This is a genomic window from Niallia sp. FSL W8-0177 (assembly GCF_038006285.1).
GTDB lineage: Bacteria > Bacillota > Bacilli > Bacillales > Cytobacillaceae > Niallia > Niallia circulans_A.
In genome coordinates this window covers 2,868,361-2,881,090 of the sequence record NZ_JBBOUX010000001.1, presented here as the reverse complement: position 1 = coordinate 2,881,090, position 12,730 = coordinate 2,868,361, and the positions used below count along the sequence as shown (strand labels likewise).

Genomic DNA, 12,730 nt, shown 5'->3' with positions numbered 1-12,730 from the left:
ATATAAAACCGAGCAATTTTACGGAGATGCTAATAAGTTTCGTATAATTGTTTGGTTTTTTAATTCATTTAAATAAAGAAGGTTTGTGGTTTCATCCATGTCTGAGACACCTTGTTTTCTATGGGGCGAGCGGTGAGTTCTCCTGTTAGACCACACCGTTCTCACGCCATTCCCATAGAATTCTTCGAGCATACAGGTTGCTTTATTTTCCGACTCCTTTATTATCCAATAAAGTTCCCAACGAAAATTAAACCAAAAATATTCACCTTCACTTATTGAACCTTTAGTTTTATCTAAAAGTCTCTTATTCCTCCTCGTCTTCTGTATCCTCCTCTATATATCCATCTGATTTATGGTATGGAACATCACCAAAGGGAGCTTCAATTCCTTCCTCATCTAATGCTTGTTCATATTTTTCTTGATCTTTAGATGGATATACTGCTCTTTCTGTTCCATCAATATTTGTAGCTGTAAAGTTTTCATAATCTTCCGGGAAAGTATCATCGTCGTTCTCTCTATCGTAGAGACTGTCATAATCTTCGAAATCACCTCGTAAATCTGAGGGCGTTTCCGAAGTTCCATAGCGAGCTACCTCTTGAAAACTATCATCGTAGTCTCTAACATCGCCAGTATCATAATGACGAAATTCATTGCCATGAGCTAATTCTAGAATATCTTCCTCTATAGGTTGATCATTTGGAATAGTTTGTTCATCACTATATTCTTTTAGCGTAAGAGCTGTCGGAATTGCTTCTAATCTTTCGTAAGGAATTTCTTTACCTGAAACCTTACAAATTCCATAAGAACCGTCTTCTATTGCCTTTAAGGCGCTATTAATTTTTTGTAATTCAGATTGGTCATGTTGTTCTAAGGCAGAATCTTTTTCTCTTTCATATAATTCTGTTCCTAGATCTGCTGGATGGTTATCATAACTGGATAATTCTCCAACTGATTCCAAGGCATTTTCTTCACTTGCGTATCCGTTTGTTCTATCTAGTAAAGTTGCTTTTCTGTCTTCTAATTCTTTTTTTAAATGATTTATTTGTTCTGTTGATAACAAGGTAAACACATCCTTATCTGTTCCTACTATTAGTATATATAGACAACCTGTTCATAAATTTCCCTGTTTTATGGTTATCAAACCTAGTTTTCCATTTGTGCAGCCTTTTCTTAAGAAAAATAAATAGTTGAAAAGTGCATTAAGAATTCACTATGATTGACATAATATTAAAGACAGGTGTATCGTAAAATATGCTAAAATAATAAGTGGCGTATATCTTTGAACCAATATAATCAAGGCTTATATTCTTGATTAGTTTTAGGGGGATTTACAAAGGGATGAATGATAGCAAAGGAATAATGGTACAAACAATAATAAAGGAAAGTGATTCTCCTACTGTCTTAGTTAGTGAAGTGAAGAAGCTAGAAAAGAAAATAGATATTCTAGAGTTCTTTTCCAATTACAGCTCCTATAAAGGAAAACGTTTTTTTTGGAAGGATCCTTCTGAAAAAAACATGCTTGTAGGAATAGGCATTTGTGAAGGGATTGAGTATTCATTAGGGGAAAACTCTTATTCATTTGTAGAAAAAAAATGGAGGCAGCTGTTAGATGATGCAATAGTATTTAACAAATACAATGAAATAGGGATCGGACCAGTCCTTTTAGGTGGTTTCTCCTTTGATCCATTAAAAGAGAAAACGCATGTCTGGGATGGCTTCGGGGAAGCCCATTTTTACGTACCTCAATTTATGTTAAGTGAAATAAATGGAAGTCAATTTATTACTACAAATATAATGATTCCATCAGATAAACAGGATCATGCAAAAGCGGAGTTAAAAAAGCATTCTATTGTGTATCGAAGAGCAGAAGCATCTCCTCCTTCTTTACCTTTAATTGAAATGATTACTGAGATCGATCAAGAAACATGGAAGAATAAAGTTAATAAAGTAATAAATGAGTTAAATGAAGATTTAAAAAAAGTAGTGTTAGCACGTGCTAGTCAAGTGCATTTTTCTAATGACGTCGAGACAGAGTTTGTGCTAAAAAATTTAATACAACAACAAAGCAATGGTTATATATTTGCCTTGGAAGCAAAGAATAAATGTTTCATCGGAGCATCTCCAGAAAGATTGGTAAAAAAAGAAGGTCCAACTGTTTTTTCTACCTGTCTGGCCGGGTCAATTGCGAGAGGAAAAAACAAAGAAGAAGACGATGCGCTTGCGCAAGCCTTGCTTTCGGATTCCAAAAATAGAGAAGAACATAATTATGTTGTTAAAATGATAAAGAATGCTATGGAGGAAGTCTGTAGTACGGTAGAAATGCCATTAAACCCACAAATCTTGAAGATGAGAGATATTCAACATCTTTATACTCCAGTTAGCGGGAAGGTAAAAGAAACAGAATCCCTAATTTCCTTCATACGCTTATTGCATCCAACTCCAGCTCTTGGTGGATTTCCTCGAGAGGAAGCCTTAAAGGTTATTAGAGAGGTAGAAGGATTAGATAGAGGGATGTATGGTGCTCCTATCGGTTGGCTTGATTACCAGGGCAATGGAGAATTTGCAGTAAGCATCCGTTCTGGCTTAATAGATGGCAATGTTGCAACAATTATTGCAGGATGCGGTATTGTTGCTGACTCTGATCCAGAATCTGAGTATATAGAAACTGCAATTAAATTTAAGCCAATGCTAACTGCGTTAGGAGGAAAATAAAATGAGTCATCAGCAACAGTTAACTGCCTATTTGGATGCGCTAATATCCGAGTTGGTAAAAAACGGGGTTGAACATGCTGTTATCAGTCCAGGATCAAGATCAACCCCCATCAGTTTATTGCTTGCAGAAGAAGAGGATATAAAGCTTCATGTTCATATTGATGAAAGATCAGCTGCCTTTTTTGCTTTAGGAATAGCGAAGGCGTCTAAAAAACCAACTGTATTAGTATGTACATCTGGTACTGCCGCTGCAAACTATTTTCCGGCAATTGTAGAGGCGAAGATTTCTCGCATACCATTAATCGTACTGACGGCAGATCGGCCCCATGAACTTCGAGATGTGGGAGCACCGCAGGCGATTGATCAATTAGATCTTTATGGAAAGCATGTTAAATGGTTTATGGAAATGTCTACACCTGATAATAGTTCAGGTATGATAAGATATGCTAAAACGGTGGGGGCTAGAGCGGTGGCGATGGCAAAACAGCATCCTAGCGGTCCAGTGCATGTGAATATTCCATTGAGAGAGCCATTAATCCCTGATTTAGATAATTTAGAACACTATCGTCGAGAGGATCAAGAATCAAGGTCTATTCAGATTAAAACTGGGGAGTTTACGATTGATGATTCCTATTTTCATGATTTAGCAGCAAGTTTGGAAGCTAAAGGGGAAAGAAAGGGAATTATCATCTGCGGAGAGATGGATAAAGAGAACTTTTCTTTGAAAATACTGCAATTGGCAGAAAAAACAGGTTTTCCGATTATAGCTGATCCACTTTCCCAACTACGAAGTAAGAGTGCGGACATGGAAGTTGTCATCGACACATATGATACGTTTTTGCGAAATGAAAGGATTAAATCACTATTAAAACCGGATATTGTTATTCGGTTTGGCAGTATGCCGATTTCTAAACCATTAACTATTTTCTTACGAGAAAATGAAAGAGCAAAACAGATTGTAATAGACGGGGGAAGCGGCTACCGTGATCCTAATCAGCTGACAACAGAAATGGTTTATTGTGAAGAAGGTTATTTTTGTGAGAAGCTTACATCGTTTGTTTCTCCTTGCTCAATAAATCACTATTTAAATAAATGGATAGAAATCAATGAGATAACCAAAAAGGAATTAACAAAAACAGCAGAAATTCAAGAAATGAGTGAAGCGAAGCTTTTTCATTGCTTGGGTGAAATGATTCCGAATGATGCCGTTTTATTTGTAGGTAATAGTATGCCCATTCGCGATTTGGATACTTTTTTTCATAAACAAAATAAAAAGGTAACTATTATTGCAAATAGAGGAGCAAATGGCATTGATGGGACGATATCTACTGCTCTCGGAGTAGGGGTTATTAAGCAGCCGCTCTTTTTAATTGTAGGGGATTTAACCTTTTTCCATGATTTAAATGGTTTAATTCTTTCTGAGCTATATCAGCTTCCAATCACTGTCATATTAATAAATAATAATGGGGGCGGAATCTTTTCATTTCTTCCTCAAGTAGAACTGCCGAGACATTTTGAATTATTATTTGGAACGCCTCTAAATATTGACTTTAAGCATGCAGTGGAAATGTACAAGGGACAATATAAGCTTGTTAACAGCTGGGACAATTTACAAACATTATTCCAAGATAGTGATTTCACGAAAGGCTTACGAGTATGGGAAATACAAACCAATCGGGAAAATAATCTATTAGAACATCGGCAAATGACGAATCGGATTCTAAAGGTGTTAGATCAATTAGATTAAAAAGGTGAAGCCTATGTTTATCAAACTAAAGGATATAAGCTATCATGTAACGGTTGAAGGAGAAGGAGAACCTCTTTTATTATTACATGGTTTTACTGGGGATAGTGGTACTTGGATTCCATTTATTCCTTTATGGAAGAAGAAGTATACGGTTATTACGGTCGATATTATCGGTCATGGAAAGACAGATTCGCCGGAAGAAATAGAAAAGTATACTATGCAAGAAAGTGTCACTCATTTAAAAGCGCTCATTGATCATCTTCAATTGGCTACTGTTCATTTATTAGGTTATTCGATGGGTGGTAGGTTAGCGTTAGCATACTGTATGAATTATCCTGAGACAGTGAAAAAACTTATTTTGGAAAGTTCCTCTCCCGGCTTGAGAACGGATATAGAGAGAAAACAAAGACGAATACAAGATGAGAAATTGGGAGACTCTATCCTTGAACAAGGAATAATAAACTTCGTGAACAAATGGGAGGAAATCCCATTGTTTAAAAGCCAAAAGATACTGAGTGAAGATGCAAAGCAAGCAATAAGGAAGCAACGGCTGGCTAATAACCCAGTTGGATTGGCAAATAGTTTAAGAGGGATGGGGACAGGTGCACAAAATTCGTATTGGTCCTCTCTTTCTCGCTTATCAATAGAAACATTGTTAATTACAGGAGAACTTGATCAAAAGTTTTGTCAAATCGCTGAAGAAATGGTTGACTGTAATAAAAAAATAAAGCATTTAACTATAAATGATGCTGGTCATGCAATTCATGTGGAGAAACCAGAAATTTTTGGTACAATAGTATTGGAGTTTTTAAGGAGCTGAACATAGATGTTCAGCCCTATTAATAAGGAGGAAAAAGAATGACAGTGGAATGGGTAGCTGGCAGACAATATGAAGAAATCATTTATGAAACATATAATGGTATTGCCAAGATTACAATTAATAGACCTCATGTACATAATGCATTCACGCCAAGAACCGTTAGTGAATTAATTGATGCGTTTGCAATGGCAAGAGATGACAGTAATGTAGGAGTTATCATTTTAACTGGTGCAGGCGATAAAGCATTCTGTTCTGGTGGAGATCAAAAAGTTAGAGGTCATGGTGGATATGTAGGAGAAGATCAAATTCCCCGCCTAAATGTCCTTGATTTACAACGTTTAATCAGAGTTATTCCTAAGCCTGTCATTGCGATGGTAAAAGGATATGCCATTGGTGGAGGACATGTGCTGCATATTGTCTGTGATCTAACGATTGCTGCAGATAATGCTATTTTTGGACAAACTGGTCCAAAGGTAGGTAGCTTTGATGCTGGTTACGGTTCTGGTTATTTAGCAAGAATCGTTGGCCATAAAAAAGCTAGGGAAATTTGGTTCTTATGCCGTCAATATAATGCCCAAGAAGCACTGGATATGGGATTAGTAAATACGGTAGTACCGTTAGAAAAGGTAGAAGAAGAGACGATTAAATGGTGTGAGGAGATTTTAGAGAAAAGTCCAACTGCCCTTCGTTTCCTAAAAGCTGCCTTTAATGCAGATACAGATGGTTTAGCTGGTATACAGCAATTTGCTGGTGATGCAACTTTGCTTTACTATACAACAGATGAAGCAAAAGAAGGAAGAGATTCCTTTAAGGAAAAACGCAAACCTGATTTTGGACAATTCCCGCGTTTTCCTTAATGGAAAAGGATGAATGAAAAGTTAGCTATCCAAGAGATGGAATCGCAATTCATTCATATTAATTAATAGATACAAGGGTGACACTCGTTTTTAGCAATGGTGTTTTAATGGACATGCTAATAATAGTGTCACCTTTGTTTGTATAGAAAAGAGGGATAATAAATTATGACAGAAATACTTCCGAATTTTATTAAAAATAGAGCGCATTTAACACCAGATAGAGAGGCAATTGTATTTAAAGAAGAAAGACTAACATTTAAAGAATTATATGAAAAGGCTTATTACCGTGCAGGGATTTGGTCGGCCATTGGAGTAAAGGACACAGATTATGTGGGGTTTCTTGTTAAAAGTGATTTAGAAACTGTACTGCACTTATTTGCTATGCAAATTATTGGAGCAAAGGCAGTCCTTCTTAATAATCGCTTAACAGCGAAAGAAATGGCTTATCAAATAAACGATGCGAAAGTTTCCTATTTAATCTCAGAAGAAGCGTTTAAAGAGAAGGTAGCTGTGCTTGAAGAAGAGAAAGAATTGGTTGTATTTTATAAAGAAAATATAACAGAAAGTACCTACATAGAGCCAATAGAAAAGGATCAAGTGTCATTAGAGGAAACTTGTACGATAATGTATACATCAGGAACAACCGGACTTCCCAAGGGAGTTATTCAATCTTACGGTAATCACTGGTGGAGTGCCGTGGGAAATACGTTGAATGCAGGACTATATGAAAAGGATACCTGGTTATGTACAGTCCCATTATTTCATATCAGCGGATATTCGATTTTAATGAGAAGTATCATTTATGGGATGAAAGTCGTTTTACATGATTCCTTTGATGTAAAGAGGGTATTAGAGGATTTATGGAAAGAAAAAGTAACGATTATATCGGTTGTCACCACGATGCTAGAGCGAATTGAAAAGGCAGCTCATGATAAGTTTCCACCCTATTTCCGGTATATGCTTTTAGGTGGGGGACCAGCCTCAGTAGAACTGCTGACTCGATGTATGAATAAAGGGATTTCTGTTTATTATTCATATGGAATGACGGAAACTGCCTCACAAATTGTCACCCTCTCGCCAGAGGACAGTATTAGAAAAATAGGTTCAGCCGGAAAGCCACTGTTTCCCGCCCAATTACAAATTGTTAATCAAGCAGGACATTGTTTAGGATCAAATGAGGTAGGCGAAATTAAAGTGTGTGGGCCAAATGTATCAAAAGGCTATTTAAATAAAGAGAATCATTTACAAGATGGCTGGTTTTTTACAGGAGATATAGGGTATATAGATTCTGAAGGATTTCTCTATGTGTTAGATAGACGGTCTGACTTAATTATTTCGGGTGGTGAAAATGTTTATCCAGCAGAAATCGAAGCTGTACTGACTGAAATGAACGGGATAAAAGAAGCGGCAGTGATTGGAGTTCCAGATGAAAAATGGGGGCAAGTACCGATTGCGTTTATCGTAACAGATGAAAGAATACAAGAGAATACAATTATCGAAAAATGCACAAATGTTCTAGCGAAATATAAAATCCCCAAAAGAGTATTTTTTATATCAGAAATCCCACGCAATGCCTCAGGAAAAATAGTCAGAAGAGAATTAAGAAAATGGATAGAGGAAAAATCGGACTTTTCTTTGTAATTTTAGCTAGTTCATGATGTTGTGGCTACTAGTGAAAAAATTCAATGAAAGAAGTGTACGTATGAGCTTATATCATGGATCATTATATTGGCCAACAACGGTTCAGGAAAGACCCGTTTATCCAAAGTTGAATAATCATGTTACTTGTGATGTGCTTATAATAGGAGCTGGAATGTCAGGCGCCTTATTAACCTATATGCTTGCAAGGGAATCGCTTCAGGTGATTCTTGTGGATAAAGGTAGTGTTGGCAATGGAAGCTCTGCTGCCAACACAGGGCTATTGCAGTATTCAAATGATAAAATGCTGCATTCCTTTGCAGAAAGTATTGGGGAAGAAGACGCAGTTCGATTTTACAAATTATGTTTTAATGGGATGGAGGAATTGAAAAGTATCGCAAGTTCCTTACACGAAGATGTCCAATTTGTAAATAGACAAAGCTTATATTACGCAAGTACAGATGCAGACGTACTTTCTCTAAGAAAAGAATATGAGATGCTTCAAAAGTATAAATTCCCAGTAGAATTTTTAGAAAAGGATATGATTTATAAAGTATATGGATTTAATAAACATGCGGCAATAAAAACAAGTGGGGACGCAGAAGTGAACCCAGAAAGGTTTGTTATTTCCTTAATAAAAGAGGCTGCACAAAAGAGCAATGTTCAAGTTTTTGAAAACACAGAAGTTTCAAAGCCTCAGAATAAAGATGGCTGCTGGTTGTTTAACAACGGCGATTCAAGTATACAGGCCAAGCATGTCGTGTATGCAACTGGGTACGATTTGGATAACTTTGCAATAGACATACCTACAAAAATAAATAGAACGTTTGCAATCGTAACGAATCCAGTCTCCTCTTTTCCACATTGGGAGGATCGATGTTTAATTTGGGAAACAAAGCGTCCGTATTTCTATATGCGAACAACTCCGGATGGAAGGATAATAGCGGGTGGTTTAGACGAAGAAGCAAGGGAAGCGCCAAGAGATGAACAGATTTTGCAACTATATGCGGATAGATTATTAGTTCGTATTAAAGAGCATTTTCCCCATTTGCAACTAAAAGCTGACTATGTATATGGCGCAACATTTGGGGAATCAAAAGATGGAATTCCTTTTATTGGTGAACATCCGCAACATAAGAATTTATATTATTGTTTAGGATTTGGAGGAAATGGTACTGTTTACAGTGCTTTCGGTTCGAACATACTAAAGGATTTAATAATAAAGGGGAAGCACCCTGATGCTGATTTGGTACAATTGGATAGATAAAAAAGGAAGGGAATCCCTAGTAGTTTTGAGTGGGATTCCTTTTTCATTTCCATAAATTTTAGCTTAAGCTATTTTCAGGTTCAAATGTTTTACAATCTGTTTCATAACTCGTATCCGCATGTTTTCCCACATTACTTACAACATAAATTTGGTCGGCTCCGCAACGGTTTCCTTTTTCCCAAAAAGTACAATTCCTTACTTCACAAAGAACGTCTTTTGCCATAGAATACCACTCCTTTTCTTAAGTTATTTATCAAAAGTCTTTTTAGAAGATGTCTTCGATTTGCACATAGGATGCAATGAAACTGATAACAGTCCCATTGTACCTTAGTATTAGAAGGTTGGAGGAATTACATACACAGGGCGAATGAAAAGAAGTACCAATGTTGGAAAGTATCATGTATTTCAAATTTGTATATTATGCAAATTTTCATTACTATTAATAAGGAGACTCTTTCTTTAAAACAGAAATTATTTGTATTTTATGAATTGAATTTTTTAAGGAGTGCAAAAATGAGCCTATTACAAGATATGTTAGTCTATAATGAGGAATTTGTAAGGGAACAAAAATATGAAAAATTTATTACAGGTAAATTTCCCAATAAAAAAATGGTGATTCTAACTTGTATGGATACAAGATTGTTAGAACTTTTGCCACAAGCATTGAATCTTTCTAACGGAGATGTGAAAATTATAAAAAATGCAGGTGCTGTAGTTGTGCATCCATTTGGAAGTATTATGCGAAGTATTTTGGTTGCAGTGTATGAGCTGCAAGCTGATGAAGTAATGGTAATAGGTCATCATGACTGTGGAATGAGTGCTTTGCATTCAGATAGCATGGTGGAAAAAATGAAAGAAAGAGGCATTTCAGACGAAACATTTGCAACTTTACAACATTCTGGTATTAATCTAGAAAAATGGTTAACAGGTTTTGATTCTGTATCAGATAGTGTTACCCATAGTGTAGAAATGATTAAAAGGCATCCGCTATTGCCAAGTGGTGTTCCAGTTCATGGGTTAGTGATTGATCCAAAGACTGGAAAATTAGACTTGGTAATAGACGGTTATTAATGTTTTTCTTTTGATGAATGATGATGATTTCTACAGTGCCAATCTTCTGGTACTGGATCCAGACCACCTGGATGAAAGGGATGACATTTAAGAATTCGTTTAATGGTTAAGTATCCTCCTTTAAAAGCGCCAAATCTTTGAATCGCTTCTAAGCCATAACTAGAGCAAGTTGGATAAAAACGGCAAGTTGGCGGCTTTATAGGAGAAATTACTTTGCGGTAAAATTGGATAATAAATAAAAAGATGTGTTTCATTATGCTATGTCCTCTCCTTCTTTGCATGTAGTATAACATGGGTGGAGAGAGGAGTAAAAGTAATCACTATCTAACACAAAATTCCCACTGGGAAAATATTATATATATTAAGTTGATGAAATTACTCGGTTTTTTAGATATAATAGAGATAGAAGAAGAAAGGGAGATGACTTTATGCCTTCAGTTGAAAGTTTTGAATTAGATCATACTGCCGTAAAAGCCCCATATGTAAGACATTGTGGTGTACACAAAGTTGGTAGTGATGGAGTAGTTAATAAATACGATATTCGTTTCTGCCAGCCAAATAAGCAGGCAATGAAGCCAAATGTTATTCATACGTTAGAGCATCTACTTGCCTTTAATTTACGCGCACATGTAGAGAAGTACAATCATTTTGATATTATTGATATTTCACCAATGGGCTGCCAGACTGGCTACTATTTAGTTGTAAGTGGGGAACCAACCGTTGAAGAAATTATCGATTTATTAGAGGCAACGATGAAAACAGCAATTGAAATTACTGAAATTCCAGCAGCTAATGAAACACAATGCGGTCAAGCAAAACTTCATGATTTAGAAGGTGCAAAAAAGCTGATGAATTTCTGGTTAAGCAAAGATAAAGAAGAATTAAAACAGGTTTTTGCTTAATAATAAAGAAATAAATATTCCAACCAAATAGAAACCCAAACAATTGTACGGAAACGTTAATGAAAAATTCCGTATATTGTTTGGGTTTTTTATTCATAAAATAAATTTATCTTTAAAACATCATAACCAAATTTTAAGTTCTATAAAAGTGGACTAAGAAGCCTTGAAAATGATTCTTTGAAACGAATCCATAAGGACCTTTTTGAATATTGGTCGGCAGTTAAATTTGTGGATAAGTCCATGTCCTTTAAGAAATCCTCTGTTAGTTCATTAGCAATCTGTTCACTATAAATAAAGGCATTTACTTCAAAGTTAAGTCGAAAGCTTCTCATATCGATATTAGCCGTTCCGACTGAAGCGATTTTCCGATCGACTAAAATAGTTTTTGCATGGATGAATCCATTTTCATATATATAAATCTTTGCCCCTGCTTTTAACATTTCTCCAATATAAGAATAAGTGGCCCAATAAACAAACATATGATCCGGTTTATTAGGAATCATAATTTTAACGTCTATCCCTGAAAGAGCTGCAATTCTCAAGGTATCCAGCAAACTGGCATCAGGAATAAAATAAGGTGTTTGGATATAAACACTTTCTTTTGCCGATGTGATCATTTTTATATAACCATTTTTAATTTGTTCCCACTCTGAATCAGGTCCGCTTGAAACGATTTGCATGCCGATATTACCAATAATTTCTTCGATCTTACCAGGAAAATATTCAGGAGAATATTGAATTTCGTGGAGATGAGAAGCTTGATTCCAATCAAGAATAAATCGTGTTTGAATGGCATAGACAGCTGTACCAACAATCCGTAAGTGGGTATCTCTCCAATATCCAAATTTCGGGTGGAGTCCTAAGTATTCATCGCCAACATTAAAGCCGCCGATATAGCCGATTTTCCCGTCAATAATTCCTAACTTTCTATGATTGCGATAATTTAGTCGTAAATTGATGAGATGAAATTTACTTGGGAAAAAAACCTCAACAAAACCACCAGCTGCCCGCAGCTCTTTAAAAACTTTTTTACGTAACGTTCTTGAGCCTAGCTCATCATATAATAAGCGTACTTCTACTCCTTCTTTTGCCTTTTCAACAAGTAAGCTAATAAGATCTGAGCCGATCCCATCATTCTTCAGAATATAGTATTGTAAATGAATAGATTTTTTAGCATTTCTGATATCTTCAAATAATTGATCGAATTTTTTATGACCATCTGTAAATATCTGAACAGCATTATTCTCCGTAAGTACGGCATCATTATTAAATAAATTCATATAAATAAGATCTTGGTTTTTTCTAATGACTTCATTTGTTGTCCGCAATTGATTTGAACTTATTTGCAACAGTTGAGAAGCTAATATTGGCTCTATGCCAAGTTTTTTTCGTCCATCCCATTGAAATAGTTTTCTATTTCTTAGATTTTGTCCGAAAAGTAAATATAAGATAAACCCAAGAATAGGGATAAAGGTCAGCACCATTAGCCATGCCCATGTTGCAATAGGGTCTTTTCTTTCGAAGAAGATAACAAGAAAAGCAAAAATGATATTAAGTATAATAATTACACTTAAAACAATTGAATAGATGTGCATCGAATTTTGTCCTTTCTCACAAAAAAAGCAATAATATGTGCGATAAAATAAGATAGAATGTGTATATGACTGCTCTAAAACTAATATCCTGTATAATTATAGGGTAAAAGGGTAAAACTTT

Annotated in this window: 12 protein-coding genes; 8 read left to right on the top strand and 4 right to left on the bottom strand. The window is 35.6% G+C overall.

What is annotated here, in order from left to right:
• Nucleotides 1–304: 304 nt before the first annotated feature.
• The gene (locus NST77_RS14160) at nt 305–1,069 is read right to left on the bottom strand and encodes a TraR/DksA C4-type zinc finger protein (protein ID WP_341123127.1); all 765 of its coding nucleotides are present in this window, start codon (nt 1,067–1,069) and stop codon (nt 305–307) included.
• 269 nt (nt 1,070–1,338) lie between these two features.
• On the opposite strand from NST77_RS14160, the gene NST77_RS14155 reads away from it, so the two are divergent.
• From NST77_RS14155 to NST77_RS14130, 6 genes are all read left to right on the top strand, one after another.
• Nucleotides 1,339–2,712, top strand: a complete 1,374-nt coding sequence (locus NST77_RS14155) for an isochorismate synthase (RefSeq protein WP_095332528.1) — start codon at nt 1,339–1,341, stop codon at nt 2,710–2,712.
• A gap of 1 nt (nt 2,713) precedes the next feature.
• The gene (gene menD, locus NST77_RS14150) at nt 2,714–4,459 is read left to right on the top strand and encodes a 2-succinyl-5-enolpyruvyl-6-hydroxy-3-cyclohexene-1-carboxylic-acid synthase (protein WP_123260660.1); all 1,746 of its coding nucleotides are present in this window, start codon (nt 2,714–2,716) and stop codon (nt 4,457–4,459) included.
• 13 nt (nt 4,460–4,472) lie between these two features.
• Entirely contained in the window at nt 4,473–5,279 is an 807-nt protein-coding gene (menH, locus tag NST77_RS14145) for a 2-succinyl-6-hydroxy-2,4-cyclohexadiene-1-carboxylate synthase (protein ID WP_095332524.1), read from the top strand.
• A 38-nt stretch (nt 5,280–5,317) separates the two neighbouring features.
• Nucleotides 5,318–6,136: a 1,4-dihydroxy-2-naphthoyl-CoA synthase gene (gene menB, locus NST77_RS14140; RefSeq protein ID WP_095332522.1), complete on the top strand. Its 819-nt coding sequence runs from the start codon at nt 5,318–5,320 to the stop codon at nt 6,134–6,136.
• A gap of 165 nt (nt 6,137–6,301) precedes the next feature.
• A complete protein-coding gene (locus tag NST77_RS14135; protein WP_249877998.1) occupies nt 6,302–7,777 on the top strand; it encodes an o-succinylbenzoate--CoA ligase in 1,476 nt (491 codons plus the stop codon).
• 61 nt (nt 7,778–7,838) lie between these two features.
• Entirely contained in the window at nt 7,839–9,041 is a 1,203-nt protein-coding gene (locus NST77_RS14130) for an NAD(P)/FAD-dependent oxidoreductase (RefSeq protein WP_341123125.1), read from the top strand.
• Nucleotides 9,042–9,099: 58 nt separating this feature from the next.
• Here NST77_RS14130 and NST77_RS14125 read toward each other — a convergent pair whose 3' ends face one another.
• Nucleotides 9,100–9,264 carry a DUF1540 domain-containing protein gene (locus NST77_RS14125; protein WP_082138439.1) on the bottom strand — a complete coding sequence of 55 codons (165 nt, stop codon included), beginning with the start codon at nt 9,262–9,264 and terminating at the stop codon, nt 9,100–9,102.
• A 290-nt stretch (nt 9,265–9,554) separates the two neighbouring features.
• Here NST77_RS14125 and NST77_RS14120 point away from each other — a divergent pair, with 290 nt between their 5' ends.
• Nucleotides 9,555–10,112: a beta-class carbonic anhydrase gene (locus tag NST77_RS14120; RefSeq protein ID WP_047944541.1), complete on the top strand. Its 558-nt coding sequence runs from the start codon at nt 9,555–9,557 to the stop codon at nt 10,110–10,112.
• On the opposite strand, the gene yidD is transcribed toward NST77_RS14120, so the two are convergent.
• Entirely contained in the window at nt 10,109–10,366 is a 258-nt protein-coding gene (gene yidD, locus NST77_RS14115; protein WP_204259848.1) for a membrane protein insertion efficiency factor YidD, read from the bottom strand. The genes NST77_RS14120 and yidD overlap by 4 nt on opposite strands.
• Before the next feature lie 174 nt (nt 10,367–10,540).
• Between yidD and NST77_RS14110 the strand changes: the two genes are divergently transcribed.
• A complete protein-coding gene (locus NST77_RS14110) occupies nt 10,541–11,014 on the top strand; it encodes an S-ribosylhomocysteine lyase (protein WP_341123124.1) in 474 nt (157 codons plus the stop codon).
• 140 nt (nt 11,015–11,154) lie between these two features.
• Here the strand turns inward: NST77_RS14110 and cls are convergent, their stop codons facing one another.
• Nucleotides 11,155–12,609, bottom strand: coding sequence for a cardiolipin synthase (gene cls, locus NST77_RS14105; protein ID WP_095332512.1), 1,455 nt, complete (start codon nt 12,607–12,609; stop codon nt 11,155–11,157).
• Between the last annotated feature and the right edge of the window lie 121 nt (nt 12,610–12,730).